At 68.7% G+C, this 25,227-nt stretch carries 25 protein-coding genes; 8 read left to right on the forward strand and 17 right to left on the reverse strand.

Annotated elements, in window-relative coordinates; all coding sequences use genetic code 11:
* Positions 1-28 precede the first annotated feature (28 nt).
* A complete protein-coding gene (locus tag ABDW31_RS06720) occupies positions 29-604 on the forward strand; it encodes a 50S ribosomal protein L11 methyltransferase (protein WP_343698447.1) in 576 nt (191 codons plus the stop codon).
* On the opposite strand, the gene ABDW31_RS06725 is transcribed toward ABDW31_RS06720, so the two are convergent.
* From ABDW31_RS06725 to ABDW31_RS06735, 3 genes are read right to left on the reverse strand one after another with little or no spacing between them, the layout of a single operon-like run.
* Entirely contained in the window at positions 601-1,050 is a 450-nt protein-coding gene (locus tag ABDW31_RS06725; RefSeq protein ID WP_184717621.1) for a flagellar basal body protein, read from the reverse strand. The genes ABDW31_RS06720 and ABDW31_RS06725 overlap by 4 nt on opposite strands.
* A 3-nt stretch (positions 1,051-1,053) precedes the next feature.
* Positions 1,054-1,410, reverse strand: a complete 357-nt coding sequence (locus ABDW31_RS06730) for a rod-binding protein (RefSeq protein WP_184717622.1) — start codon at positions 1,408-1,410, stop codon at positions 1,054-1,056.
* Positions 1,410-2,534: a flagellar basal body P-ring protein FlgI gene (locus ABDW31_RS06735; RefSeq protein WP_184717624.1), complete on the reverse strand. Its 1,125-nt coding sequence runs from the start codon at positions 2,532-2,534 to the stop codon at positions 1,410-1,412. The genes ABDW31_RS06730 and ABDW31_RS06735 overlap by 1 nt, the downstream gene beginning before the upstream one ends.
* Positions 2,535-2,756: 222 nt before the next feature.
* Here ABDW31_RS06735 and ABDW31_RS06740 point away from each other — a divergent pair, with 222 nt between their 5' ends.
* Together ABDW31_RS06740 and dksA are read left to right on the forward strand one after the other, a co-directional pair.
* Positions 2,757-3,194, forward strand: a complete 438-nt coding sequence (locus ABDW31_RS06740) for a flagellar assembly protein FliX (protein WP_184717626.1) — start codon at positions 2,757-2,759, stop codon at positions 3,192-3,194.
* Between the two features lie 212 nt (positions 3,195-3,406).
* Positions 3,407-3,835, forward strand: coding sequence for an RNA polymerase-binding protein DksA (dksA, locus tag ABDW31_RS06745; protein ID WP_172267878.1), 429 nt, complete (start codon positions 3,407-3,409; stop codon positions 3,833-3,835).
* Positions 3,836-3,904: 69 nt separating this feature from the next.
* Here dksA and adhP read toward each other — a convergent pair whose 3' ends face one another.
* The gene (adhP, locus tag ABDW31_RS06750; RefSeq protein WP_184717628.1) at positions 3,905-4,939 is read right to left on the reverse strand and encodes an alcohol dehydrogenase AdhP; all 1,035 of its coding nucleotides are present in this window, start codon (positions 4,937-4,939) and stop codon (positions 3,905-3,907) included.
* Between the two features lie 186 nt (positions 4,940-5,125).
* On the opposite strand from adhP, the gene ABDW31_RS06755 reads away from it, so the two are divergent.
* On the forward strand, positions 5,126-6,658 hold the full coding sequence (locus tag ABDW31_RS06755) for a cation:proton antiporter (protein ID WP_184717630.1): 1,533 nt from the start codon (positions 5,126-5,128) through the stop codon (positions 6,656-6,658).
* A gap of 3 nt (positions 6,659-6,661) precedes the next feature.
* Here the strand turns inward: ABDW31_RS06755 and ABDW31_RS06760 are convergent, their stop codons facing one another.
* Together ABDW31_RS06760 and ABDW31_RS06765 are read right to left on the reverse strand one after the other, a co-directional pair.
* Positions 6,662-7,276, reverse strand: coding sequence for a pyridoxamine 5'-phosphate oxidase family protein (locus ABDW31_RS06760; RefSeq protein ID WP_184717632.1), 615 nt, complete (start codon positions 7,274-7,276; stop codon positions 6,662-6,664).
* 23 nt (positions 7,277-7,299) lie between these two features.
* Positions 7,300-7,668, reverse strand: coding sequence for a response regulator (locus ABDW31_RS06765; RefSeq protein ID WP_184717634.1), 369 nt, complete (start codon positions 7,666-7,668; stop codon positions 7,300-7,302).
* A gap of 178 nt (positions 7,669-7,846) precedes the next feature.
* Between ABDW31_RS06765 and ABDW31_RS06770 the strand changes: the two genes are divergently transcribed.
* Positions 7,847-8,659, forward strand: coding sequence for a crotonase/enoyl-CoA hydratase family protein (locus ABDW31_RS06770; RefSeq protein ID WP_184717636.1), 813 nt, complete (start codon positions 7,847-7,849; stop codon positions 8,657-8,659).
* A gap of 2 nt (positions 8,660-8,661) precedes the next feature.
* The gene (locus ABDW31_RS06775) at positions 8,662-9,255 is read left to right on the forward strand and encodes a DUF3052 family protein (protein ID WP_184717638.1); all 594 of its coding nucleotides are present in this window, start codon (positions 8,662-8,664) and stop codon (positions 9,253-9,255) included.
* 124 nt (positions 9,256-9,379) lie between these two features.
* Here ABDW31_RS06775 and ABDW31_RS06780 read toward each other — a convergent pair whose 3' ends face one another.
* From ABDW31_RS06780 to ABDW31_RS06790, 3 genes are all read right to left on the reverse strand, one after another.
* The gene (locus tag ABDW31_RS06780; RefSeq protein WP_343698448.1) at positions 9,380-10,297 is read right to left on the reverse strand and encodes an oxygenase MpaB family protein; all 918 of its coding nucleotides are present in this window, start codon (positions 10,295-10,297) and stop codon (positions 9,380-9,382) included.
* Positions 10,298-10,368: 71 nt separating this feature from the next.
* Positions 10,369-11,838: an NAD(P)/FAD-dependent oxidoreductase gene (locus tag ABDW31_RS06785; RefSeq protein ID WP_184717642.1), complete on the reverse strand. Its 1,470-nt coding sequence runs from the start codon at positions 11,836-11,838 to the stop codon at positions 10,369-10,371.
* Positions 11,839-11,967: 129 nt separating this feature from the next.
* Positions 11,968-14,838, reverse strand: coding sequence for a TonB-dependent receptor (locus tag ABDW31_RS06790; RefSeq protein WP_184717644.1), 2,871 nt, complete (start codon positions 14,836-14,838; stop codon positions 11,968-11,970).
* Positions 14,839-15,024: 186 nt separating this feature from the next.
* Between ABDW31_RS06790 and ABDW31_RS06795 the strand changes: the two genes are divergently transcribed.
* Positions 15,025-15,600, forward strand: coding sequence for an RNA polymerase sigma factor (locus tag ABDW31_RS06795; protein WP_184717646.1), 576 nt, complete (start codon positions 15,025-15,027; stop codon positions 15,598-15,600).
* Positions 15,597-16,610 (forward strand): FecR domain-containing protein, encoded by a 1,014-nt coding sequence (locus ABDW31_RS06800; protein ID WP_184717648.1) that lies wholly within the window; start codon positions 15,597-15,599, stop codon positions 16,608-16,610. The genes ABDW31_RS06795 and ABDW31_RS06800 overlap by 4 nt, the downstream gene beginning before the upstream one ends.
* Here the strand turns inward: ABDW31_RS06800 and ABDW31_RS06805 are convergent.
* The 8 genes from ABDW31_RS06805 to ABDW31_RS06840 form a co-directional block, all read right to left on the reverse strand.
* Positions 16,576-16,983, reverse strand: coding sequence for an AraC family transcriptional regulator (locus ABDW31_RS06805; RefSeq protein WP_184717650.1), 408 nt, complete (start codon positions 16,981-16,983; stop codon positions 16,576-16,578). The two genes, ABDW31_RS06800 and ABDW31_RS06805, sit on opposite strands and share 35 nt — an antisense overlap.
* A 137-nt stretch (positions 16,984-17,120) precedes the next feature.
* Positions 17,121-17,957, reverse strand: a complete 837-nt coding sequence (locus ABDW31_RS06810) for an alpha/beta hydrolase (RefSeq protein WP_221444834.1) — start codon at positions 17,955-17,957, stop codon at positions 17,121-17,123.
* Positions 17,958-18,100: 143 nt separating this feature from the next.
* Positions 18,101-18,805, reverse strand: a complete 705-nt coding sequence (locus ABDW31_RS06815) for a hypothetical protein (protein ID WP_221444639.1) — start codon at positions 18,803-18,805, stop codon at positions 18,101-18,103.
* Positions 18,806-18,831: 26 nt separating this feature from the next.
* Positions 18,832-19,695 carry an alpha/beta hydrolase gene (locus ABDW31_RS06820; protein WP_184717653.1) on the reverse strand — a complete coding sequence of 288 codons (864 nt, stop codon included), beginning with the start codon at positions 19,693-19,695 and terminating at the stop codon, positions 18,832-18,834.
* A gap of 11 nt (positions 19,696-19,706) precedes the next feature.
* Positions 19,707-21,155 (reverse strand): catalase, encoded by a 1,449-nt coding sequence (locus tag ABDW31_RS06825; RefSeq protein ID WP_184717655.1) that lies wholly within the window; start codon positions 21,153-21,155, stop codon positions 19,707-19,709.
* Between the two features lie 93 nt (positions 21,156-21,248).
* The gene (locus ABDW31_RS06830) at positions 21,249-21,857 is read right to left on the reverse strand and encodes a response regulator (protein WP_184717657.1); all 609 of its coding nucleotides are present in this window, start codon (positions 21,855-21,857) and stop codon (positions 21,249-21,251) included.
* Entirely contained in the window at positions 21,854-23,161 is a 1,308-nt protein-coding gene (locus ABDW31_RS06835; protein ID WP_184717659.1) for an MFS transporter, read from the reverse strand. Before ABDW31_RS06835 ends, ABDW31_RS06830 begins: the two co-directional genes overlap by 4 nt.
* A gap of 11 nt (positions 23,162-23,172) precedes the next feature.
* Positions 23,173-25,218: a PAS domain S-box protein gene (locus ABDW31_RS06840; RefSeq protein WP_184717661.1), complete on the reverse strand. Its 2,046-nt coding sequence runs from the start codon at positions 25,216-25,218 to the stop codon at positions 23,173-23,175.
* Positions 25,219-25,227 lie beyond the last annotated feature (9 nt).

The following is a 25,227-nucleotide window of genomic DNA, read 5'->3' on the forward strand; positions in this document are numbered from 1 at the left end:
CAACCTGCCGCTGGAGCCCGTGCCAGGCGTGCCCGAGATCCGCCTGCACCGGGCCGGACCACGCAGCGGGCTGATGCGGCTGGCCGATGCTGATCCGGACTTTGGCTCGCCCTACTGGGCGCGGCCGTGGGGCGGTGGACTGGCCCTGGCGCGGCATGTGCTGGATCGGTCGGCGACGGTGAAGGGCAAGCGCGCGCTGGATCTCGGCGCCGGCTCCGGCCTCGTCGCCATCGCCGCGATGATGGCGGGCGCGAGCGCGGTGACCGCCGCCGACGTCGATCCCTATGCGCTGACGGCCACGCGCCTGAACGCCGACGCTAACGGCGTGACGGTCGAGACGGTGTTGGCCGACCTGACGACGGGCGATCCGCCAGACGTAGACCTGATGCTGGTGGGCGATCTCTTCTACGACCCGGACCTGGCGGCGCGGGTCCTGGCCTTCCTGGAGCGCTGCACCGCGGCGGGGATCGCGGTGTTGATCGGCGATCCGTGGCGGACGCCCCTGCCGGCCGACCGTCTGCGGGTCGTGGCCGAGCATGTCGTGGCGGACTTCGGCGATCCGGACGGCGCGGCCCGGGCCGCCGCCGTCTTCGAACTGATCTAGGCCTTGCGGTTCAGCGTGATCGCCGAGCCGAGGGCGGGGCGGTCGTTGATCATGGCGCCGGCGCCGTAGGTAGTGGCCGGGGCGGCACGCTGGTTGGCGATCTCCGAGGCCACGGCATGGACCAGGCCCTCGGTCACGGTCTTGGCGGCGGCGACGGCGCGCGACTGGCGGGCCAGCACGGCGTCAAAGGCCTCGGTGGCGCGCATCAGCCGCTGGCGCAGCTCGGGCCGGGCGGCCTCGACCAGGGCGACATTGGCCTTAACCCGCATCGACTCGTGCCGATAGACATTGGCGAGCTTGGCGGTTTCTTCAACGTACTGCGCCGCCTCGTGCGGGCGGTGGTTCTCGAAGGCCGTGGCTTCCTTGGCGACCAGCTCGGTGAGGCGCTCGGTCAGCAGGGTCAGCTGGTGGACGCGATCGTCGGCGTCTGCGGCGGCGATGGCCATGGGCTACTCCTTCAGACCTTGCATCTTCAGCATTTCGCGCTGGATCGTGCTGGACAGGCCGACGCCGCCGGCCTTGGTGACCTCTTTGGACATCGCGTCGGTCAGCATCGACTTGAACATCTCCTCGCCCTGGCCGCCGCCGAAGGGCTCGGAGGTTTTTACGCCTTCGAACATCTGCTGCATCATCACCGACAGGAACGAGGCCTCGAAGGTCTTGGCCGTGTCGGCGATCTTGGCGCGCTGGGTTGTTTCCTTGGCGGCCGAGGCGGCGGCCTTGACCGCGTCGGCGGCGGTCTTGGTAGCCGAGACGGCGGCGCCGAACTGGGGAACCAGGGTGGAGATGGTGGACATCGCGTTCATCACATCACCTCGATGTCGGCTTGCAGGGCACCCGCGGCCTTCACGGCCTGCAGGATCGAGATCATGTCGCGGGGCGTGACGCCCAGGGCGTTCAGGCCGCCGACCAGGCTCTTCAGCGAGGGCGAGCCGCCCAGGGTGACCAGCTTCTTGCCCTTCTCCTCGTCGACGCTGACGGTCGACTGCGGGATGACGGCGGTCTGGCCCTGGCTGAACGGCGCGGGCTGGCTAACGGCCGGGGTTTCCTGGACCGAGATGGTCAGGTTGCCCTGAGCGATGGCGACTTGGCTGATGCGCACGTCGTCGCCCATCACGATCACGCCGGCCACTTCGTCGATGACCACCTTGGCGGGGCCTTCGGGCTCGACCTGCATGTTCTCGATGGCCGTGATGAAGCTGATCATGTCCATGCCGGCCGGGGCGCGGACCGCGACGATGGTCGGGTTCTGGGCCTGGGCGCAGCTGGGGAATTTCTGGTTGATGGCGTCGGCGATGCGGCGCGCGGTGGTGAAGTCCGGGTTGCGCAGGGTCAGGCGCAGGATGTCCATGCTGACCATCTGGAAGCCGGTCTCGCGCTCGATGACGCCGCCGCCGGCGATGCGGCCCGCGGTCGGAACGCCCTTGGTGACCGACGAGCCCGAGGCGCCCCCGGCCGAGACCGAACCGGTCTGCACCGTGCCTTGAGCAACGGCGTAGGTCTGGCCGTCCGCGCCCTGCAGGCTGGTGACGATCAGGGTGCCGCCCAGCAGGCTCTTGGCGTCGCCCAGGGCCGAGACGGTGACGTCCATCTTCGAGCCGGCGGCCGCGAACGGCGGCAGGTTGGCGGTGACGATGACCGTGGCGGTGTTCTTGGTGTTCAGCGTCGCGTCGCGGACGTTGACGCCCTGGCGCTCCAGCATCGCTTCCAGGCTCTGCTTGGTCATCGGCGCGTTGCGCAGGCTGTCGCCCGTACCGTTCAGGCCGACCACCATGCCGTAGCCGACCAGCGGGTTGTCGCGGACGCCCTCGAACGAGACGATGTCCTTGATGCGCGACTTGGCGAACGCCGGTGCGGCCACGAAGACGCTGGCGACGACCACAGCGGCGAGGACCGGGCGGAGGACGGTGCTGAAGAATGAACGCGACATGGCAATCTCGTAGCGGGGGAGAGGTCCCCGCGCCGCTCATGCCAGAAGCGGGCCAGTTCTAAGGGCCTTGTGACTCAAGGGATTCCTGGGATGGCGCTGGTCCGCTCGGCGCCCTCCGGCAGATTCTGCCCGGCATTAACCATACTTCAAACGCCGAGGGAGATTATGATCTCGCGTCGGGATAGTATGACGTAACGCGTGTGAGCTTATTGGAGCTGTCGGATGAAGGTTTCAGGCACGGGGAGCGTAGGAGCAGCCGGCGCATCGCGGGCCAAGCCGGCCGGCGGCTCGTCGTCCAGCTTTTCGCTGCCTTCGGTCAACGCCGCCAGCGGCGCGGCCAGCACGGCTGCCGTCGGCGGTCTGTCGGGCGTCGGCTCGGTCGATGCTCTGCTGGCCCTGCAGGAGACCGGCGCGGTCGGCAGCCCGCTGGAACGCAAGAAGCGCGCGGTGCGCCGCGCCGACCAGATCCTGGACATCCTGGGCGAGGTCCGCGTCGCGATGATCGACGGCGACATCTCCCAGAACACGCTGGAGCGCCTGACCCGCGCCATTCGCGAGCAACGCGAGAACACCGACGACCCCAAGCTTGAGGGGGTCCTCAACGAGATCGAGACCCGCGCCGCGGTCGAGCTGGCCAAGCTTCAGAGCCAAGGCCGCTGACATGGGTAGCGGCAGGGAACCGAATTGGTTTTCTTCCTGCCACGCTTCGCCGTCTCGCGCGTTTTACACCTGTCGTCGTCGGGTTCCGGGGCCCCGCACGCGAGCAGCGCGTGCTGAACGCGCTACTCACGCGAGGTTCATTGAACGCGGCTCACCTTTTGGTATAAGCACCCGCCCGTTTCGGGCTGCGTTCATTGGGGCGTGAGGCGTTAATGCAAACGGCCACTGTTCTAGTCGAAGAGTCTGGGTATCGTCCTTCCGAGGACGAGCCTTTTATGAACGACCGGCAGCTTGAGTATTTCAAGAACAAGTTGCTGGCCTGGAAAGAGGAAATCCTCCGCGAATCTCGCGAGACGGTTGCTCATCTCCAGAAAGAAACCGAGAACCACGCCGATCTAGCCGATCGCGCGTCCTCGGAAGCTGATCGTACGCTCGAGCTTCGTACCCGCGATCGCCAACGGAAGCTGATTTCCAAGATCGACCAGGCCCTGCGCCGAGTCGAGGATGGCTCCTATGGCTATTGCGAGGAGACGGGCGAGCCGATCGGTCTGGCCCGACTGGATGCTCGCCCCACGGCGACCATGAGCGTCGAGGCCCAGGAACGCCACGAGCGCCGCGAACGCGTCCACCGCGACGACTAAGCGACCCTCAGGCGACTATGTGTTTCGAACGGCCCGGGGTGGGGAGCCTCGGGTCGTTCTTGTTTTCACCTATTGGGTCAGGTCCAGGACGACGCGGCCCTCGATCTGGCCCTTGTGCATGCGGGCGAAGACGTCGTTGACGTCGTCCAGGCGGGCGGTGCTGATCGTGGCCTTGACCTTGCCGTCAGCGGCGAAGTCCAGCGACTCCTGCAAATCGAGGCGCGTGCCGACGATCGAGCCGCGCACGGTCACGCCGTTCAGCACCATGTCGAAGATCGACAGCGGGAAGTCGCCGGGCGGCAGGCCGTTCAGGGCCACGGTGCCGCCACGCGAGACCATGCCCAGGGCCTGACGGAAGGCGATCGGCGAGACGGCCGTCACCAGCACGCCCTGAGCGCCACCGGAGGTCTGCTTCTTGATCTCGGCGGCCGGGTCCTGGCTGGTCCTGGCGTTGACGGTGACGGTCGCGCCCAGTTGGCGGGCCAGGTCCAGCTTGGCGTCGTCGATGTCAACGGCGGCGACGTTCAGGCCCATGGCCTTGGCGTACTGCACCGCCATGTGGCCCAGGCCCCCGACGCCGGAGATCACCACCCAGTCGCCGGGCTTGGTGTCGGTAACCTTCAGCCCCTTGTAGACCGTGACCCCGGCGCACAGCACCGGCGCGATCTCGTTGAAGCCGATCTCCTTGGGCAGGTGACCGACGAAGTTCGGATCGGCCACGACATAGTCGGCGAAGCCGCCGTTCACGGAATAGCCGGTGTTCTGCTGGCTCTCACACAGCGTCTCCCAGCCGCCCAGGCAGTGCTTGCAGTGGCCGCAGGTGCTGTAGAGCCACGGTACGCCGACGCGGTCGCCTTCCTTGACGTGCTTCACCCCGGCCCCGACGGCCGAGACGAAGCCGACGCCCTCGTGGCCCGGGATGAAGGGCGGGTTCGGCTTGACCGGCCAGTCGCCCTCGGCGGCGTGCAGGTCGGTGTGGCAGACGCCCGAAGCCTGGATGCGGACCTGAATCTGGCCGGGACCGGGCTCGGGGATCGGCGCGTCCTCGATCACCAGCGGCTTGCCGAATTCCCGCACGACGGCGGCCTTCATCGTCTTGGCCATGGGCGGATTTCCTTTCGCGTTTCCTCTGCGGCGAGGCTCGGACGCGGGACCCGGCGGGGCTAGACGGGCGGGGTAGGGGAGGGCGCGAAGCGTCGCAGAACTGCGACAGTCCGAGGGGCCGACAAACATCGTTGTGCGGACGACGCACTTGCCCCCTAAGGTCGCTCAACGGTTGGAGATCGCCGCTTGAGCTTCTTTGAGAGTTTGCTGGTCCTGCTGTTGGCGGCGGTTCTGCTGTTGCAGGTGTCGCGTCGACTGACGGTGCCCTATCCGACCATGCTGGCCGCCGCCGGGGTGTGCATCGCCCTGGTCCCCGGCGCGCCGCGCATATCGCTCGAGCCGCACACGACCCTGGCGCTGTTCCTGGCCCCGGCCCTAGTCGATGCAGCCTTCGACTTCCCCGTCGGCGACGCGCGCAAGCTGTGGCGGCCGCTGTTCGCCCTGGCCGTGCTGGCGGTGGTGATCAGCGCCGGGGCGGTGGCGTGGTTGGGCGTGGCCATGGCCGGCCTGCCGATCGCCGCGGCCCTGGCCTTGGGTGCGATCGTCGCCCCGCCGGACGCGGCCGCCGCCACCGCCGTGCTCAGCAGCGTACGCATGCCGCGCGGCTCGATCGTGGTGCTGAAGGGCGAGAGCCTGCTGAACGACGCCTCGGCCCTGCTGCTGTTCTCGGCGGCCCTGGCCTTCCAGGCGCGCGGCGAGGTCGACGGACACCTGGCGTGGCGCCTGGCCTTGGCCGCGCCGGGCGGGATCATCCTGGGCATCGTGCTGGCCAAGGTGCTGCGCGCCCTCAATCCGCTGGTCAGCGGCACCTTGGGCGGCAACGTCCTGGAGTTCGTCACCGCCTTCGGGGTCTGGGTGATCGCCGAGCGCCTGGGCCTGTCGCCGGTGCTGTGCCTGGTGGCCTTCGCCATGACCATCGCGCGCCGGGCCGGCCTGCGTACGCCGCCGCGAATGCGGATCCACAGCTTCGCGGTCTGGACCTCGGCGGTGTTCTTCCTAAACGTGCTGGCCTTCCTGCTGATGGGCCTGCAGGCGCGGATCATCCTGGCCGACATGAGCCGCGAGCGTCTGGTCGAGGCCGCCGGCTTCGTCTCGGCGGTGATCGCCTGCCTGATCGTGGTGCGGATGGCCTGGGTGCTGATCTATATCCGCCTGGCCCAACTGATCCCGTCCTTGCGCGGCGGTTACAAGCCCAACCTGCGGCACGGGGTGCTGGTCGGCTGGTGCGGCATGCGGGGCCTCGTCACCCTGGCCACGGCCTTCGCTCTGCCGGCCGATTTCCCGCAGCGCGACCTGGTGGTGCTGACCGCCTTTGCGGTGGTGCTGGCCACCCTGGTGATCCAGGGGCTGACCCTGTCGCCGCTGGTCAAGCTGCTGGGCCTGGACGGCGAGACCGGCATCGACGCCGAGCTGGTTCATGTGCGCGCCGAACTGGCCGCCGCCGCCTTGAAGGAACTGGAGAACGACCACGGCGAGGCCGCAGACCACTGGCGCTTCCGCTTCGCCGCCGTCCCGGTTGGCTTCCCGCCCGCCACCGGCCCGCTGGAAGCGCGCTGCACGCTGGGCCTGAAGGCCCTGGCCCGCCAGCGCGTGCGGCTGGAGGAACTGCGCGACGAACAGATCGTCGGCGCCGACGCCTTCCTGATCGTGCAGGAGGAGCTGGATTTCGAAGAGGTCTCGATCAGCCGCGACGACCAAAGGCAGATCGAGGAGAGTTGATCGCTACCACATGGTCTTGGCGGCGCGGCCGGGCCATTCGCGGTCGTAGGTGTCGCCGCCGACTTCGCCGGCGGTGACGGCGGCCAGCATGGCGCCGGGCGTGGGGAGGGTGGCGGCCGCGACCTGGCTTTCCGGCTTCCACAGGCCTGAGCGGACGATGGCGCGGGCGCACTGGAAGTAGGCTTCCTCGACCGTGACGACCATCACCGTTCGCGGCGGCTTGCCGTCGACGGCGAAGCTGGCCAGCAGGTCGGGATCGGCGCTGAGCACCGCGCGGCCGTTGACGCGGAAGGTGGAGCCCGAGCCCGGGATCAGGAACAGTAAGGCCACGCGCGGGTCGCGGACGATGTTGCGCAGGCTGTCGATGCGGTTGTTGCCGCGCCGGTCGGGCAACATCAGGGTCTTGGGATCGGCGATGCGGACGAAGCCGGGCAGGTCGCCGCGCGGACTGCAGTCCAGACCTTCGGGCCCCACGGTGGCCAGGGCCACGAATGGCGAGGCGTCGATCAGCGCGGCGTAGTGCGGGGTGATGTGGCTCGTGACCTTGACGGTCGAGGCGGCGACAGGCGCGGGTTGGTACAGCGCCTCGAGCGCGTCCAGGGTGGTGATCTCGTGCATCGCAGCCTCCTGCGATCCCCAGTCTAGGGGCGGGGGAGGCCGACGTCCACGCAGGCGGCGGCCAGATGTCGGCGCGAGATCGGTTTGTCGACGATCGGCTTGACCTGCCCCCGAAGCTGTTCGGCGTTGCCGGTGACATAGACCACGGGGATGCGACCCAGGAGGCGCTGGATAGCCTCGACGGCTTCGAGCCCGGTGCCGCCGACAATGCGGTAGTCGGCCGTGATCAGGTCGGGCGGATTGGCCGTGGCCATGGCCAAGGCGTCCGCCGGACTGTCGGCGATATCAAAACTCGTGAAGCCCATCTCCGCCAGAAGGGCCTCGACCTCGAACGCGACGAGGATTTCATCCTCGATAATCAACACGTGTCGGGCCTTCGCGTGCTCGGTCATTCACCGCGCCTTCGTCTTCGTCCCAAGAGACATACAGAGGATGTCGCAGCCTGGTGCGCCAGTCGCGTTTTCGTGATCGGTGTGATCGCACAGGTTGTGGTGGCGGGTTCGGCTGCGCGGCGGCGGAAAGCAGGCTATGCAAGGACAAAACGAATAATATGCAGGAGCGCCTCACCCCATGTCCGTCGACAACAAGTCCCTCATCCTCACCGAGAAGCGCGGCCACGTCGCCATCCTCACCCTGAACCGCCCCGAGGCGATGAACGCCCTGGGCGCGCCCGGCGACGGCGACCAGGTGGCGACCGCTTGCGAGGCGATCAACGACGATCAGGACATCCGCTGCGTGATCCTGACCGGCGCGGGCAAGGCCTTCTCGGCCGGCGGCGACGTCAAGGCCATGAAGGCCCGCGAGGGCGCGTTCGGCGGCAACGGCGTGGCCGTGCGCGACGGCTACCGCAAGAACATCCATCGCATCGTCCGGGCCATCTACGGCCTGGAGGTCCCGTCGATCGCGGCGGTCAACGGCGCGGCCATCGGCCTGGGCTGCGACGTGGCCTGCATGACCGACATCCGCATCGCCGCCGACACCGCCAAGTTCGGCGTCACCTTCCTGAAGCTGGGATTGATCCCCGGCGACGGCGGCGCCTGGCTGATGCCACGCACGATCGGCATGAGCCGCGCGGCGGAACTACTGTTCACCGGCGACGTCATCGACGCGGCCAAGGCGGCCGAGTGGGGTCTGGTCAGCAAGGCCGTGCCGGCCGATACGCTGATGGACGAAGCCCTGGCGCTGGCCAACCGCATCGCCCAGCAGCCGCCCCACGCCCTGCGTATGGGCAAGAGCCTGCTCAAGCACGGCCAGACGGCCAGCTACGACACCCTGATGGAGATGAGCGCGGCCGCCCAGGCCATCGCCCACCACACCGAGGACCACATGGAAGGCGTCGACGCCATCCTCGAGAAACGACAACCGAAGTTTGAAGGCAAGTAGGCATGGGTAAAGAAGCGAGCGGCGTCTGGGGGCAACTGTCCGAGGGCGAGAGCGAGGGCAAGCTACTGTGGGAGCCGCCCAAGCTGATCTTCCGCGGGGCCTATCGCGGCATCTATCAGGGTCACGCCCTCAAGCACGTGCGGGTCGAGGGCGATGACCTGGTGCTGCGGGACGGCACGCGCTTCACAATGGAGCCCGGCCAGGCGCAGACCTGGGTCCACGCCATCGAGAACCCGCCCACGCGCCTGGACAAGCTGGGCGTGAAGCCCGGCATGACCGTGGTGATCGACGGGCTGGAGGACGCGGCGTTCCTGGCTGAGCTTTCGGCGCGCGTCGAGCCGGTCGAGGCCGACGAGAACGTCGACCTGCTGTTCCTGGCCGCCGAGGACCTGGCCGACCTGGATCGCCTGGAGGACTGGGCCGGCGCCCTGGCCGACAAGGGCGCGGTCTGGGTCGTGGCCCAGAAGGGCAAGGGCGCGCCGCTGAAGGACGCCGAGATCCTGGAAGCCGCGCGCGGCCTGGGCTTCGTCGACACCAAGGTCTGCGCCTTCTCGACGACTCACTCGGCGCTGCGGTTCGTGGTGCGGAAGGGGTAGTGAGATGCTCCCCTGCGATGCGGGGGAGCTGTCGCGGAGCGACTGAGGGGGCTAATGCGGCAGATGTCCAGCTAGCCCCCTCCGGCCCTTCGGGCCACCTCCCCCGCATCGCGGGGGAGGATCTTCAGGCCGAAGCCGCCGCCAGCGAACCCTCCCGCTCCGCCAGCAGCCGCTTCTGCTCGGCCTGGCTGCGGTACAGGAAGTCGTACGGCAGCCCCAGGCGGAGGCTGGCCTGGCTGGGCGGGCTGGACTTGATCGCGATGCGGTCGGCCAGCTTGCCCGCCGCCTTCAGCGACAGCGTGTCCAGCGGCGTCAGGTCGTATTCCCGGCCCAGCGCCAGCTTGGTCCGCACGATCGGCGGCAGCAGCGACACCGAGGCCCGGGCCAGGGCCTTATGCAGGAACTTCGGCGCGGCGGACGCGGCCTTGCCCGACTGGATGATGTCCAGGAACTCGCCGACGATCGGGTGTGGCTCGAAGCGCGGCGCCAGCTTGTCCATCATCGCCATGAAGTCGGCCTGGTTGCTGGGCGAGTACTTCACGCCATAGAGCCGGGCGATCGGATGGGCCTCTTCGTAGAACCGGGTCTTCTGCGCCTCGCTCAGCGGGGCGACGAAGCGGTCATAGGCGTTGAGGAAGCCGTAGCCGGCGGTGGCGCTGACCCAGTCCAGCAGCTCGACATCCAGCGCCTTATAGGCCTCGCCCTTGGGCGTCTCGCCGACCACGCGGGTATGCATGTTGGTGACGCCCTGGATCACGCGCCGCGCGGCGGCCTGAGGGCCATAGACCCCGACCATGGCGGCGATGCCGGTGCGCTTGGAGCGGCCGATCGGGTCGGCCTTGTAGGTCGAGTGATCCCAGACGCCCGAGCGGATCCGCGCGTCGGCGAACTCCAGCAGCACGGCGGCCACGCCCCCGACCGCCAGGGCGATCGGGTTCTTGTACACCCGCCAGTGCATTGAGCCCGGCTCCAGATAGGCGGGCTCGCCGGGCGGGTTGGCGTAGTCGATCTTCCAGCCCAGGTACGAGGACGGTGCGGCCATACGGGTCTCCTTACCCTTGAAAGGTCGGAGCCGCCGCCACCGGTTGCAACCTATCAGATCCGATAGGGAAACTAGGCCGCGACCTTGGCCGGAGTCGCCGCCGCCTTGCCGAACGCCATCACCCCGTCGTCCATCTTGCCGAAACGCAGGGCGACCAGGTCCAGCGCGTAGTTCTGGTGCACCTTCCACGGCTTGCGCAGGCCCTGCTTGGGGAACTGGTCCATTGAGCGGGTGACGTAGCCGGACGAGAAGTCCAGCCACGGGGCGGTCTCGATCGCGCCGTCCAGGCGCGGCGCGCACCAGTCGGCGCCCACCCGGTCCATGTGGTTCAGCAGGCGGCAGACATATTCGCTGGTCAGGTCGGCCTTCAGCGTCCAGCTGGCGTTGGTGTAGCCGAACGCCGAGGCCAGGTTCGGCACGTCGCTGAACATCATGCCCTTGTAGCTCATCGATTGTGCCAGGTTGGCCACGACGCCGTCGACCACCACCTCCATGCCGCTCAGCAACTGCAGCTGCAGGCCGGTGGCGGTGACGATGACGTCGGCGGGCAAGGTCCTGCCCGACTTCAGCAGGATCCCATTCTCTGTGAAGGTCTCGATGTGGTCGGTGACCACCGAGCTGGAGCCAGCCTTGATCGAGTCGAACAGGTCGGCGTCGGGCACCAGGCACAGGCGCTGGTCCCAGGGATTGTAGCGCGGCGTGAAGTGAGTCTCGACGTCGTAGTCGGGGCCCAACTGGTCGCGGACCAGGCCGATCAGCCGCTCCTTGGTCTTCTCCGGTTTCTTGCGGGCCAGGTTGAAGAACAGCATCGACAGCAGCACGTTCTTCCAGCGCGTGAAGCCGTAGGCGGCCATCGGCGGCAGCTTGGTGCGCAGCCAGTTGGCCAGGCCGTCCTCGGCCGGGCGCGAGACCACATAGGTCGGCGAGCGCTGGAGCATGGTCACGTGGCCGGCGGTCTTGGCCATCTCCGGCACCAGGGTCACGGCGGTGGCGCCGCTGCCGATCACCACGACCTGCTTGCCGGCATAGTCCAGATCCTCAGGCCAGTGCTGCGGGTGGACGATGCGCCCCTGGAAACGGTCGCTTCCGGCGAAGTCGGGCGTGTAGCCGGACGAATAGCGGTAATAGCCCGAGCACATGTAGAGGAAGCCGCAGCTGAACTTGACCACCTGGCCGTCGTGCTCGGCCTCGACCGTCCAGGTCGCCGTCTCGGTGGACCAGCTGGCGCGCTTGACCAGGTGCTTGAAGCGGATGTGGCGGTCGACATCGTTCTCGCGCGCGGTTTCGCGGACATAGGACAGGATGGATGGCCCATCGGCGATGGCCTTGGCGGCCTTCCACGGCTTGAAGCTATAGCCCAGGGTGTACATGTCGCTGTCAGAGCGGATGCCTGGATAGCGGAACAGGTCCCAGGTGCCGCCGATCGCCTCGCGGCCTTCCAGGATTGCGTAGGTCTTGCCCGGGCAGTGCTTTTTCAGGTGATAGGCCGCGCCGATCCCCGAAAGCCCCGCGCCCACGATCAGTACGTCGACATGGTCCATGGTCCGCGTCCTCCCCGTTGCCATCCTTCAGTTGACCCGAAGTGACGGTATGTGAACAGTGTTCACCAACAGACGACCGTTTTGACCGAACGTCAACTGCGGCCGTTGGCCCAGCGGCAAGGACGGTGTCTAGAACCGCGCGATCAGTGTCGCTTCCACGCGCCGCTGCAGCGGATCCTCGAGCGACCATCGGTCGAGTAGGTTGCGCACGCCCAGGCGAAGCTCGGTCTGCGGGGCGTCGAGAGGCGCGGGGAGTTTCCAGGCGAACGAGAGATCCACCGTCGTGCGCGCCGGCAGGGAGGTCACTGCGTAGGCGTCGACGTAGCGCATGGTCGCTGACGCCGCGATGCGGTCGTTCGACCATCGCGCGCCGAGCGCGCCGCGCCATTCCGGCGTCGCCCCGTCCTGCGTGCGCTTGGACACGATGTTGTCGGGCGGCGCGCGTCGGCGCAGGGTCGGCTGCCAGGTCAGGGCGGCGCTGAATGCCAGCCGGCCGCTGCCCAGGTCCAGATCGTGATCCGCGGCGATGTCGACCGCCTCGATCAAGCTCGACCCCGTGTTCTCGTTGAGGTCGCGCACCTCCAGGATGCGGCCGGCCGTGTAGCCCTTGGCGCGGTCGGCCTCACTGAGCGGCGCGCGAATGACAGTCCCGGGGAAACGATCCTCGTTCTGGAGGTAGAAGTCGTAGCCGCGATAGACCTGGACCAGCAGGTCGCGGCCTTCGATGCGGGTATAGTCGACGGACAGACGGGACCGAGGCAGCCGCCGCGGCGTCAGCACCATGCCGGCCGAATAGGTTCGCATCTGGTCGGGCCGGAGATCGGGAGAGCCGCCCCAGGCATGGCGGAACCAGCCTTCCGCCGAGATCGGCTGGGTGGGATTGCGCTTGGGGTCGATCAGGCTGCTGATGCCCGCGCCCACCGCGCTCATGAACATGACCGGCTCGGGAAGCTGCGCGCCAGAGGCATAGGCCATGCGCAGGGTGAGGCCTGGCGCGGGCTCGGCCTTGGTGCCCAGCAGATAGAGGTCGGCGGTCTTCTCGACCGGACCGGCGGGACCGCCGTAGAAGATGCGGATGCGGCCGACCTGCCGTCGCGCTGCAGCCTGCACCTCCAACCCCGGAACCCCGGTCAGGCCTTCCAGAGGCGCGCGCAGTTCGCCAAACAAAGAGCGCGAGCGCATCGAGACATGGTTTCGCGGCTCGCCGGGGAAGTTGGGCAGGCTTTCCCAGAGCTGCTGCGCGGTGAGCGAGAGCGTGACGTCGCGACCCCTCAGCCGGGCCAGGGGGCCGGAAGCGCGTAGCGAAATGTCTTCCAGGCGGGATGAACCGTAGGGAGCAGGTTCTGCCCAGTTGCTTTGGTATTGGCCCAGGTCGGCCAGAAACTGGGTCTGGTCGCCGAACGGGTTTGGCGCGCGCCGCCCGTCCGCGGGCGCGACGCCGCTGGCGATGCTGGGGCGCGCCTGTTCGTCGAAGCCCACCTCCTGGGTGACCTGGCGAAAGCGCACATCGCCGACCGCATAGTCCAGACCGCCCCGCCACCGGGCCGGGAGATCGAACACCAGCCCGACGGTCGTGCGGCGCGAGATCAATCGGCTGTCCGACGTTCCGAACACATAGGGCAGGGGCGCGACCAGTTCGACCGGACTGCTCCCCGACAGCATCGTCGCGATCCCCTGGCCCGGCGTGAGTTGGGTGGAAAGGGCGCCGTAGGCGAGGGGGGCGGCGTCGTGGCTCGCCAGGTAGATGTGGTCGAAATAGGCTTCGGCGCCGCGCCACAGGCGCTGGCGGAGATTGACCAGCACCGCGTCGGTGCGGCTGTCGGTGGTCAGCAGGCCGTCTCGGTGGGCCGGCGCCAGGCCGGGCGCGGACCGGCCGGCATTGGCGATCAGCACCGTCTCGATTGGTGTCGAACCGTCATAGTCCGCCGGGATGTAGGTCTTCAGCATCTCGACGCCGCCGACCGTGAAGGGGCCGTTGAGGCCAAACAGGGTGACGCCGTTTCCGGGCGGCCGGTTGTAGGCCTGGCCCGGCTTCATCTGCGCGCCGTCCAGAGGCGCCGCCGCCTGGTTTCGATCACCGAAGGTGACGCCGTTGAAGCGCTTCTGGCCATAGCGCACCATCAGGGCCGTGGCGCCGTCCGCGGTGCTATAGCCCAGGCGGGCGTCCAGCCGACCATAGCCGCCGTCGCCGTGCTTGCCGCTGCCGACCGTGGCGGCGACCTCGGCCCCACGATAGTTGCGATCGATCACCAGATTGACCACGCCATTGACCGCGCCCAGGCCATAGAGCGCGCCGCTGCTGGCGCCGAGGGTTTCGATCCGCCCGATCGCCGCCAGCGGAATGGGACCAACATCGGCCTGCGCGAGCTGCGCTATGCCGGGCACCGCGGGCATGCGTCGCCCGTCCACGAGCACCAAGGTGCTGGAGAGCGCCGAAGGATCGCGGAAGCTGAAATTGGATCGTGACGGCGGCAGGCCGCGTCCGCGGCTGGGCACGATCTCGTGGGTGTCGCTGTTGCTGGTCAGCCAGGTCTGGAGAAAGTCATCGGCCGACAGGCCCTGGGCCGCTCTCAGCGTCGCGCGGTCGAAGACCCGGTAGGGTTGGATGCCATCGGGATCGCGTCTCTGGTCGACGTTCTGGGTGCGCACGCCCACGACCAGAAGCTCGGGCAGGACCACAGGATCGGACAGCGCCGCAGCCTTGGTGACGCGTCCCGCCCGCACAACATAGCCCTGACCCTCGAGGCTTTCGAACTCCAGGCCCGAGTCCGCGAGCAGCAGCTGCAGCGCCTGGCCGGGCGTGTAGCGACCGCGCAGAGACGGCGCACGTCGGTTCCCGACGCTGGCCGACGAGAGCAGGATGTCGACGCCGGCCTGCCGGCTCAGCTCGACCAGCGCGTCGTCCAGCGGCAAGGCGGGCAGGGCGAGGGTCACGGCGCGCTCGGCCGCCCCCGCCGGCGTCGCCAGCAAGCCGGCGCAGGCCATGGCCGCCAGCCGCAAGGGGGCGCCTGCCCTGGAACCTAGAAGTGAACGTCGTTCGCCCATTGCGCCGATCATGGAAGAGCAGGCGGGGCCATAGAACGAACATCGTTCTGTCGGCAAGCGTCGCTTGCTGCGCCGGACCTGGACGGTGCGGATTTTCCCGCCGGCTGCGTGTTTCCTAGAAAGCCCGCGCTGGAGTTTGCGATGCTATTGGCCCATGAACAGCGCATGGGGGAGCCGGTCGACGTGTCGGCTGACGGTGAGAACCGCCACGCCAGCGCGCGGGGCGGCGCGATGGCGGCGTTGCTGGCCAAGCCGCTGGCGGCGTTCTTCCGGCGACGCCTGGGGCCCGGCTACGAGGCCGAGATCGAGGATCTGGTCCAAGACGTCTTCCTGCGCGCCGCCGACCAGTTGAATCTAGCCGAAGAAGAGCACGCACGGGCCTACGCCTTTCGGGTGGCGGCCAGCGTCTGGATCGACCGGCATCGCCGTCGCCAGGCGCGCCAGGCCGATCAGCATGTCTCGTTCGACCCAGCCCGGCACGATACGGCCGACCGCGACCTGGCCCGGCAACTGGATGCGCGGGAAACCCTGCGGGCGGCGACCCTGGCGCTGGCCGACCTGCCCGAGCGCACGCGCGCGATCTTCATTCTGAGGCGCATCGAGGGTCTGGCCGTGCGCGAAGTCGCCGCCAGGCTGGGGCTGTCGACGAGCGCGGTGGAGAAGCACATGGTTCGAGCGCTCGAACACATACTGACGCAGACGAGGGCCTGGCGATGAGCGACCGCATGCCCAGCGACCTCGACGGACTGACGCCCGACCAGGTGGCCGCCCGCCTGCTCCTGCAGGTGGACGAAGCCGATCCGGTCCAGGCCGCGCGCCTCGATGCCTGGCTGGACCAGGACCCGGCTCATCGTCAGGCCTGGCTGGACGCCCAGGCGGTCTGGGCCAGTTTCGACGCGGCTGACGCCCATCGCCCTCTGGATCTGCCGCGCCGCCGGGCCAAGGCGCTGAAGGCTGGGCGTGCGCCCGTTCAGTGGATCGCGGCGGCCGCCTGCGTGGCCATGGCGCTGGGAGTCGTTCTGACGCCCTGGCGGCGCGCGACCGAGGCGCCGGCGCCAGTCCAGCATGTCATCTATGAAGCGACGGGCCAGCAGCGCCTGCTGACCTTGCCCGACGGCAGCAAGGCGGTGCTGGCGGCGGGCGGCGCCCTCGACCTGGCCTATGCCGGCGACGCGCGGCGCGCGCGCCTGATCCGCGGCCGCGCCTATTTCGACGTGGCGCACGATGGATCCAGGCCCTTCGTGGTCGAAGCGGGCGGTCGGTTGATCACGGTCCTGGGCACGCGTTTCGACGTGGCAAGCGACGCCGAGGGTCTGAGCGTGACCTTGCTGGAGGGCAGCGTCCGGGTGGCCGCGCCGGGGGGCGACCCTGTGGTGCTGCGGCCGGGTCAGGCGCTGGTCGTCGCGCACGGGCGCACGCAGGTCCGGCAGGCGGACGAGGCGGCGACCGAGCGCTGGCGCGAGACGCGGGCGGTGTTCGACGACAAGCCCTTGAGCGAGGCCATTGTCGAGATGAACCGTTACTCGGTTCTGCAACTGGTCATCGATGATCCGCAGGTGGCGGCCCTGCGGATCACCGGACAGTTCCGCGTCGGCGACAACGCCCGCTTCGCCCGCGGTTTGGCGCGGCTCTATCCGTTGCGCGCGGTTCCCGACGGCCCCGCGCGCTTGAAGCTCGTAAGCGGCCGGCCGCTCAGTTCGCCCGATGGGTCCGGCGCCAGGCGTTAGGCGTAAGGCCCGTCACGTGGCGGAAACGGTTCTGGAAGTGGGGCTGATCGGCAAAGCCGCAGGCCAGGGCGATCTGGCTTAGCGGATCATCCGTGGTGGCCATCAAGCGCTTGGCATGGGCCAGCCGCATGTGGACGATCAGCGCGCGGGGGCCGAGACCGAAAGTCTCTCGGCAGGCTCGGCCGAGATCTCGCAGACCTAGTCCTGACAAGGCCGCGACCCGCGCGACGGTCAGCGGCAGGCTGATGTTGTCCTCGATGGAGCGTTCGATCACCTGGGCTCGGGCAGGCGGCGGACGGTCGCGATCCTGGCTCCCGATAGAAGTGATGGTTTCGCGCCGCGAGGCGCCGGTTTCGACGTGCAGTCCCGACATGGTGTTCTCCCCGAGGCGAGGGGCCTCGACAGTGAACACGCAGCGGTTGGGCGAAATCCGTATTTCGCCGAACGGCGTTCACGATGTGCAAAAGGGGGCGCACGGGATCGCGCGCCCCAAGCGGACGGCCGGATAGCTCAGGCCTTGATGAAGGCCAGCAGGTCGGGGTTCACCACGTCGGGATTGATCGTGCAGACGCCGTGGCCCAGGCCCTTGTAGGTCTTGAGCTGGCCGTGCCTGAGCAGCTTGACCGAAAGCGGGGCGCTGTCGGCATAGGGCACGATCTGGTCGTCGTCGCCGTGCAAGACCAGGGTCGGGACGGCGATCTTCTTGAGGTCCTCGGTGAAGTCGGTTTCTGAGAAGGCCTTGATGCAGTCGTAGTGAGCCTTGGCGCCGCCCATCATGCCCTGGCGCCACCAGTTCCAGATCACGCCCTGGTCGGCCTTCGCGCCCGGCCGGTTGAAGCCGTAGAACGGGCCGGCGGGGACATCGTGGTAGAACTGGGCGCGGTTGGCGACGAGCGCGGCGCGGAAGCTGTCGAACACCTCGATCGGCAGGCCGCCGGGGTTCTTGTCCGACTTGACCATGATCGGCGGCACCGCGCCGATCAGCACGGCCTTGGCCACTCGGCCGGGCTTGGCGCGGGCGACATAGCGTGCGACCTCGCCACCGCCGGTCGAGTGGCCGATATGGACGGCGTTCTTCAAGTCCAGATGGTCGGTCAGGGCCGCGACGTCGGCGGCATAGGTGTCCATCTCGTTGCCGGTGTCGGTCTGGGTCGAGCGCCCATGGCCTCGGCGGTCATGGGCGATGACCCGGAAACCCTGGGCGTAGAAGAACAGCATCTGGTTGTCCCAGTCGTCGGCCGACAGCGGCCAGCCGTGGTGGAACACGATCGGCTGGGCGGTCTTGGGACCCCAGTCCTTGTAGAAGATCTGCACGCCGTCCTTTGTGGTGACGAAACCGCTGCTCATGGTCTTGGCTCCTGGAGAAGTCGGGGCCGCCACGGCGGCCAGGGCGGGGGAGGCGGAGGTCATCGCCAGCACGGCCATGCCGAAGCCGCTGGTGAGGACGCCGCGGCGCGAGGCGCCGTCGATGGCGGGCGGGAAGGCGTCCATCAGCGGGTCACCTTGCCCGGCAGGCTGAGATCGCCCGACGCCACGTCGAAAACGTCCGAGATGCACAGCAGCGGCGCATGCAGGTTGGCGTTGACCTTCAGGGCCGAGGTGACACCGTCGAACTTGACGCCCTCGACCGCGCCGATGACCGCGCCCGGCACCTTGACCTCGACGGTGTCGGTGGCCAGGGACGTCGGGTAGGTCGGGCTGTCGATCAGCAGCGGCACGCCGGGCCAGGTGGCCGGCACCTTGGGCTTGGTCCCCTCGGGGATGTCGCGGACCTTCAGCGCGCCCACGCCGCAGGCCTCGTCCTTGACCAGCACCACCCAGTGCGGATGCCAGACGTGCCGGTTGACCGCGCCGGCCGCGCCGTCGTCGAAGTCCGGGTGGAAGGTCACGGCCAGGGCCAGAATGCCTTGCGCAGTCTCGAAGCCGACCGTTCCGCTGTCCAGCGAGGTCGGCCAGACGTAGCTGTAGACGGCGCTGCCGGCGAACTGGCCGACGGCCTTGGGCTTCAGGTCGCCCGCCTTGCCGGCCACCTGAACCTGGAAGACGACCTCGGGCCCGACGCTCTTGACCGAGGTGCGGACGATGTCGAAGGCGGCCATGGTCTTGGGCGACTTGGGCGAGGTGATGTCCTGGGCGAGTACGGGCGCAGCCGCGACGCTCAGGGTCAGGATCAGGGGCGTGGAAAGGCGACGCATGGACAGGCTCCTTGAGGCGAAAGGGATCAGTCGGCGACCTTGACGAAGGTCCCGATGTGGGCGGCGCTGGAGACGGGGTGCTGGTGCTGGGGGCCGTGGCCGGCGCTGGGATAGGTCAGCAACTGCAGGGTCGGCAGCTGGTCGTTCAGCGCGTACCAGTTCTCGACGGGGCAGATCAGGTCGTGGTCGCCGCCGATGTGCAGGATGGGGATGCTGGTCGACTTCAGGATCGCCAGGATCGGTGGGGCTGGAAACGGCTCGGCCTTGGGTCCGTCGCCGAGATTGGCGGCGGCCCATTCGTAGGGGACCGGCGTGGCGCGCTCGGCCGTGCGCGCGGCGATGCGGTCGTGCGAGGCCCTGGCCGCCGCGCGGCTGGCCGGCGCGTTCGGCTCGAAGAACAGGATGACCTCATCCTCGAAGTCGTTCTGGCGGATGGCGACCTCGTAGAACAAAGGCTCGGCCAGCTTGGCGGTCGGTCCCGGCGGCGTCGTGCCGATCAGGACCAGGTGGCTGATCTTCTCGGGGAAGATCGACAGGGCCGCCTGGCCGGCGAACCCGCCCAGAGACCAGCCCAGCAGGACAACCGACGTGAGGTCCAGGGCGGTGATCAGGTCGCCGGCGTCCTTGGCCCAGTCGAACGGATTGAGGGATTTCTCGCCGGTGGACAGGCCAAGGCCCGAATAGTCGAAGGTGATGACCCGGAAGCCCTGGCCGACCAGACTGTCCAAGAACAGCGGATCCCAGTCGTCGATCGTGCCGCGAAAGCGGGTGCACAGCACCATGGGCTGGCCGGTCCCGATCGAGCGGTAGGCCAGGCGTCGGCCGTCGAGTTCGGCGTAGCGGGTCGGGGCGTTCACGGCCCCGGCGAGCGGGAGATCGGACACGGTCATGCCGGGACCCTTCAGGCTTTCTTGGAGAGGCGCGCGATCGCGTCGGCCACGCCCGCGCCATAGGCCGGATCGGCCTTGGCGCAGTTGGCGACGTGTCGCTGCTGGACGTCGGGCGAGGCGCCGGCGATCGCACGGGCGGTGTTGTCGAACAGGGCCTGCTGCTGGACCGGCTCCATCAGTCGGAAGAGGTCGCCCGGCTGCTGGTAGTGGTCGTCGTCCAGGCGGTGGTCCCAGTGGGCGGCCGCCCCGTCCAGGGGCAGCGGCGGCTCGGCCAGCTCGGACTGGTCGATCCACTCGCCGCGGCTGTTGGGCCAGTAGGTCGGCGTGGCGCCCAGATTGCCGTCGGTGCGCATGGCGCCGTCGCGGTGATAGGCATGGACCGGGCAGCGCGGGGCGTTGACCGGGATGTGGTTGAAATTGACCCCCAGCCGGTAGCGCTGGGCGTCGCCGTACGAGAACAGGCGCGCCTGCAGCATCCGGTCCGGCGAGAAGCCGATGCCAGGCACGACATTGGCCGGCGTGAAGGCGGCCTGCTCGACCTCGGCGAAGACGTTGTCGGGATTGCGGTTCAGCTCCAGCACCCCGACCTCGATCAGCGGGAAGTCGCCCTTGGGCCAGACCTTGGTCAGGTCGAACGGGTTGAAGGGAAAGGCCTTGGCCGCCTGCTCGCTCATCACCTGGACCGACAGCGTCCAGCGCGGATAGTCGCCCTGCTCGATGGCCTCGAAGAGGTCGCGCTGGCTGCTCTCGCGGTCCTGGCCGACGAGGTTCTGGGCCTGGGCGTCGGTCAGGTTTTCCACGCCCTGGTGCGTGCGAAGGTGGAACTTGACCCAGGTCCGCTCGCCCTGCGCGCTGACGAAGCTGAAGGTATGGCTGCCGAAGCCGTGCATGTGGCGATAGCCGCGCGGCAGACCCCGGTCGCTCATCACGATGGTCACCTGGTGCAGGGCCTCGGGCAGCAGGGTCCAGAAGTCCCAGTTGTTCTGGGCGCTGCGCATGCCGGTGCGCGGGTCGCGCTTGACCGCATGGTTGAGGTCGGGGAACCGCAGCGGATCGCGGAAGAAGAACACCGGGGTGTTGTTGCCCACCAGGTCCCAGTTGCCCTCGTCGGTGTAGAACTTGATCGCGAAGCCGCGGATGTCGCGCTCAGCGTCGGCCGCCCCGCGCTCGCCGGCCACGGTCGAGAAGCGCACGAAGACCGGCGTCTGTTGGCCGATCCGCGCGAACAGGTTGGCCTTGGTGTGGCGGGTGATGTCACCGGTCACCACGAAGGTCCCATAGGCGCCCGAGCCCTTGGCGTGCATGCGTCGCTCGGGAATCACCTCGCGGTCGAAATGAGCCAGCTTCTCGATCAGCCAGACGTCCTGCAGCAGGGCGGGGCCGCGCGGGCCGGCCGTCTGGATGTTGACGTTGTCGACGACAGGCGCGCCGCTGGCATGGGTGAGGCGGTGGTCCGACATGATCCGCTCCGGTCTGGCGATGACGGGAGCTTGCCGGGTTCGAGGCCCTGGTTATTGGACGGATTGGCGCGTTCTGGCGCCGATCGGCCGTGGTCAGGGTCGCTTCAGGCCCAGGGCGTCGGCCATGCGGATCAGCTCCGCGAAGGTGCGAGCGCCCATCTTTCGCATCGCTGCGCCGCGATGGATCTTCACGGTGATCTCGGAGAGGTCCAGGTGGCCGGCGACCTGCTTGTTCATCAGGCCGGACGTGACCAGGGTCATGACTGCCTGCTCGCGCGGCGACAGGGTGGCGAAGGCTTCGCGCAGGGCTTCGATCCCGACCGCGCCCTCGCGGCGCTCGGCGTCGCGGGCCAGGGCGGCGGCGACCGCGTCCAGCATGTCCTGGTCCCGGAACGGCTTGGCCAGGAAGTCGACGGCGCCGGCCTTCATGGCCTGGACGCTCATCGGAATGTCGCCGTGGCCGGTCATCAGCACGACCGGCAGGGCCACGCCCAGGGCGGTCATCCGGGCCTGGAAGTCCAGGCCGCTGAGGCCGGGCAGGCGCACGTCCAGCACCAGGCAGCCGGGCGTGTCGTCGTGATCCTCCAGGAACGCCTGCGCCGAGCCGTAGGTGCGGGTCTTCAGCCCTACCGAACGGAACAGGCTGTCTAAGCCTTCACGCAACGAAACGTCGTCGTCGATGATGTGGACGGTCTGGCTCACGGGGTCTGCGCCTGCAGTCGGGTGCGGATCTCGGCATGGGCTTGAGCGGTCAGGGCGTGGCCGCGGGCCAGCAGGGCGGCCACCAGGCCGATTGCCGCCGGCGCCCAAATGGCCATCAGGGCCAGCGCGCGAACGGTCTCGGGCGCCTGGGTCGCCGTCTTGGCCTGGAAGCCGGTCGCGCCCAGCACGGCGAAGGCGACGGCCGGGCCGATCACCGCGCCCAGCTTGTTGGAATTGGAGAACAGGGCCGAGATCAGGCCGGTGTGGTCCGCGCCGCGCAGCAGCCGCTCCTCGTCGCCGACATCGGCCAGCATCGAGCGCACCAGCACCGGACCCGCCGACAGGGTGGCCCCGAACAGCATCATGACCCCCGCGCCGACCGGCAGGCGCTCGAATGGCGCCAGATGGACGATCGCCAGAAGCGCCGCATAGGCGATGAAGCCGACGCTGGCGGCCTGGTGCTTGCCGATCAGGCTGCCCAGCCGGCCCCACAGCAGGGCGCCGATCAAAGAGCCCAGATTGGTCGCGAACAGCAGGATCGCCGCCTGGCCGAACGGCAGGCCGCGCGCGAAGCCGAAATAGAAGAAGAACAAGGCCGCATTGGTCGCCACCGCCACGCCGATCAGGAGGTCGATGGCCAGCAGCCGGGCGATGTTGGGACGGACCATCAGCTTCAGATAGTCGGCCAGGGCGACCCTGGGGCGCGGACCGGACGGCGGCTCCGGCACGACCAGCAGGGCCACGATCACCGCCAGCGGCGTGGCGATCAGGATGAATTGGCCCATGGTCGGCACGGCCAGGGCCGGATCGGTGCGCAGGGCCGGGGTCAGGGGCAGGGTGGTGATCACCAGGCTGCCCAGCAGATAGGCCGCCTGCCACCAGCCGAAGATGCTGTTGCGCTCGGCATAGTCGCCCGACAGCGCCACGCCCCAGCCCAACTGGGAAACGAAGCAGATCGACCAAGCCGCGTAGGCGGCCAGCAGGGCCAGGACCAGATAGGTCAGACCCGCGCCGGCCGGCGGCATGAACAGCGCATAGACCGCCAGCATGAACAACGGCGTGCCGACGGCCATCCACGGCTTGAAACGGCCAAAGCGCGTCCGCGTCCTGTCCATGGCCGCGCCGATCAGCGGGTCGAAGCCGATGTCCAGCAGGCGGATGATCGCGAAGGCGGCGCCGACCGCGGCGATCTGCAGGCCGCGTTGGGTGGCGTAGTAGGTCGGCAGGAAGATCAGCAGCGGCAGGCTGACCCCGGCGAGCCCGACGCTGGGCGCGGCATAGGCGGCTTTGGTGAGCAGTCGCATGGGTCCCCCGACTAGTCGCTGCGCAGGTCGAGCGGGAGGGTGAAGCTGAAGACCGCGCCGCCGTCTTGTAGGTTTCGGACGCCGATCGCTCCGCCATGGCTCTCCACGATCGAGCGGCAGATCGATAGCCCCATGCCCATGCCTGTGGGCTTGGTGGTGAAGAAGCTGTCGAACAGCCGGGTCAGGTCGGCTTCCGGCACGCCGGGGCCGCTGTCCTCGACGATGACCGCGATCCGTCCGGACCCGTCGAGAGCGGCGCGGATCGTCAGGTCGCGTTGGGAGCTGCTGGCCATGGCCTGCAGCGCGTTCATGGCCAGATTGACCACGACCTGCTGCAACTGGGTGCGGTCGCCCAGCACCGGAGGCAGGTCGGGCGCGATGTCCAAGGTCAGGCTGGCCTTGCGGCTCTGGATTTCGTGACCCAGGAACACGGTCGCTTCCTCGATCAGGCCGGCCAGGGCGATCGGGACCCTGTCATCGCCGCCCCGCGCCACCATCCTCTGGATGCGGGCGATGATGTCAGCGGCGCGGCGGGCGTCGGAGACCATGCGGGCGGTGGCGGTGCGCGCCTCGTCCAGGTCCGGCTCGGGCCGGTTCAGCCAGCGCAGGCCGGCCTCGCCATGGGTGGTGATCGCCGCCAGCGGCTGGTTGACCTCGTGGGCGATGGAGGCGGTCAGTTCACCCAACATCGACACCCGGGCGGCGTGGGCCAGGTCGGCCTGCATCCGCTCCAGCGCCCGCCCGGCGGCGACCCGCTCGGAGATGTCCACGACGCCGATCAGGATGTTGCCGCGCGCGGCGTTGTCGGCCGGCACCGTTGCGGTGAAGATGACGTCGATCCGACGGCCGTCCAGCGTGGCCAGCTGTGTCTCGGCTTCGAAGTGGGCCTGGCCGTTCAGATTGGCGTTCAGCGCCTGGACGAACACCGCGCGGCTCTCGGGCGGCCAGTAGGGCTTCGCCGGGCCCAGCAACGCCTCGCGCGCGCCGCCGGCGGCGAAGAGCTCGACGGTCTTGGCGTTGACGTCCACCACCGTGGTGCGCTCCAGCGCCTGCTCCAGGAACTCCGGATGCGCGCGGACATGGGCCGGCAGGTCGCTCACCCCGGCCACGACCAAGGCGTCGAGGTCGGTGCGCACGGCGCGGAAGTCCAGCTCCCAGAACGATACGGCGGTGGCCTGGAAGATGTTGCGATAGCGATCCTCGCTGGCCCGCACCTCGCGCTCGGCGGCCTTGCGGTCGGAGATGTCGATCACCCCCACTAGCACCGTGCCCTTGCCCTTGTTCTCGGTCGGCCAGGCGACCGTCAGCAGCGCGTCGAACAGCGTGCCGTCGGCGCGCGCCAAGACGGTCTCGGCCATGAAGCGCGGGGCGTTGACGATGGCGGCCATCAGGCTGGCGGCGAACACGTCCTGGCTGATCGCCGGCCAGAACGGGCCGATCGAGGCGCCGATCAGGTCCTCGCGCGACACCCGATACATCTCCAGGGTCTTGTCGTTGACGTCGACCACGCGAGTGGAGTCGATCGCGGCGCGGATGAATTGCGGGTGCTCGGCGAAATAGGCGCGCGGATCGGTGACGCCCGAATTGAACAGGTCCTCCAGCATTCGCCGCACGCCGGTGAAGTCCAGGTCCCAGAACGAGGCGGCCATGGCCTGAAACAGGTTGCGGTAGCGATGCTCGGTCTGCCGCGCCTCGCGCACTTCACGCGAAAGACCTCCAAGGTCGCGGCCGATCTCGACCACGTCGCAGGGACTTCCGTCGGCGTCGCGTCGCAACCGCCAGCGGGTTTCGACCAGGATCTCGTCGCCGGCGGCGTTGCATCGGGTGACTTCGCCCGCCCAGGCGTTGTCGGCCCAAAGGCGACGCTCGACCTCGCCGATGGTCAAGGGATGGCGGCTGCCCAGCAGGTCGTGGGTGATCTGGCCCAGAGCCTGGTCGCGCGACCAGCCGTAGAGCCGTTCGGACACCGCGTTCCAGGCCGTGATGCGGCCCTGCGGATCGCGCACGATGATGCTGTCTTCGACCAGGTCGAGGATAGCCGCGTCGTCCGCCCCCATCGCCGTCCC

The sequence above is a fragment of the Caulobacter sp. genome (assembly GCF_039596335.1).
GTDB lineage: Bacteria > Pseudomonadota > Alphaproteobacteria > Caulobacterales > Caulobacteraceae > Caulobacter.

Bases quoted from the DNA above. Each gene is read 5' to 3' on its own strand.
- ABDW31_RS06805 (WP_184717650.1), bottom strand. From the start codon at position 16,983: ATGTCGGGACTGCACGTCGAAACCGGCGCCTCGCGGCGCGAAACCATC.
- ABDW31_RS06800 (WP_184717648.1), top strand. From the start codon at position 15,597: ATGAGCGACCGCATGCCCAGCGACCTCGACGGACTGACGCCCGACCAG.
- ABDW31_RS06740 (WP_184717626.1), top strand. From the start codon at position 2,757: ATGAAGGTTTCAGGCACGGGGAGCGTAGGAGCAGCCGGCGCATCGCGG.
- adhP (WP_184717628.1), bottom strand. From the start codon at position 4,939: ATGGCCAAGACGATGAAGGCCGCCGTCGTGCGGGAATTCGGCAAGCCG.
- ABDW31_RS06760 (WP_184717632.1), bottom strand. From the start codon at position 7,276: ATGCACGAGATCACCACCCTGGACGCGCTCGAGGCGCTGTACCAACCC.
- ABDW31_RS06725 (WP_184717621.1), bottom strand. From the start codon at position 1,050: ATGGCCATCGCCGCCGCAGACGCCGACGATCGCGTCCACCAGCTGACC.
- ABDW31_RS06820 (WP_184717653.1), bottom strand. From the start codon at position 19,695: ATGACCGTGTCCGATCTCCCGCTCGCCGGGGCCGTGAACGCCCCGACC.
- ABDW31_RS06795 (WP_184717646.1), top strand. From the start codon at position 15,025: ATGCTATTGGCCCATGAACAGCGCATGGGGGAGCCGGTCGACGTGTCG.
- ABDW31_RS06730 (WP_184717622.1), bottom strand. From the start codon at position 1,410: ATGAACGCGATGTCCACCATCTCCACCCTGGTTCCCCAGTTCGGCGCC.
- ABDW31_RS06780 (WP_343698448.1), bottom strand. From the start codon at position 10,297: ATGGCCGCACCGTCCTCGTACCTGGGCTGGAAGATCGACTACGCCAAC.
- ABDW31_RS06785 (WP_184717642.1), bottom strand. From the start codon at position 11,838: ATGGACCATGTCGACGTACTGATCGTGGGCGCGGGGCTTTCGGGGATC.
- ABDW31_RS06840 (WP_184717661.1), bottom strand. From the start codon at position 25,218: ATGGGGGCGGACGACGCGGCTATCCTCGACCTGGTCGAAGACAGCATC.
- ABDW31_RS06735 (WP_184717624.1), bottom strand. From the start codon at position 2,534: ATGTCGCGTTCATTCTTCAGCACCGTCCTCCGCCCGGTCCTCGCCGCT.
- ABDW31_RS06775 (WP_184717638.1), top strand. From the start codon at position 8,662: ATGGGTAAAGAAGCGAGCGGCGTCTGGGGGCAACTGTCCGAGGGCGAG.
- ABDW31_RS06770 (WP_184717636.1), top strand. From the start codon at position 7,847: ATGTCCGTCGACAACAAGTCCCTCATCCTCACCGAGAAGCGCGGCCAC.
- ABDW31_RS06835 (WP_184717659.1), bottom strand. From the start codon at position 23,161: ATGCGACTGCTCACCAAAGCCGCCTATGCCGCGCCCAGCGTCGGGCTC.
- ABDW31_RS06815 (WP_221444639.1), bottom strand. From the start codon at position 18,805: ATGCGTCGCCTTTCCACGCCCCTGATCCTGACCCTGAGCGTCGCGGCT.
- ABDW31_RS06765 (WP_184717634.1), bottom strand. From the start codon at position 7,668: ATGACCGAGCACGCGAAGGCCCGACACGTGTTGATTATCGAGGATGAA.
- ABDW31_RS06810 (WP_221444834.1), bottom strand. From the start codon at position 17,957: ATGAGCAGCGGTTTCGTCACCACAAAGGACGGCGTGCAGATCTTCTAC.
- ABDW31_RS06825 (WP_184717655.1), bottom strand. From the start codon at position 21,155: ATGTCGGACCACCGCCTCACCCATGCCAGCGGCGCGCCTGTCGTCGAC.
- dksA (WP_172267878.1), top strand. From the start codon at position 3,407: ATGCAAACGGCCACTGTTCTAGTCGAAGAGTCTGGGTATCGTCCTTCC.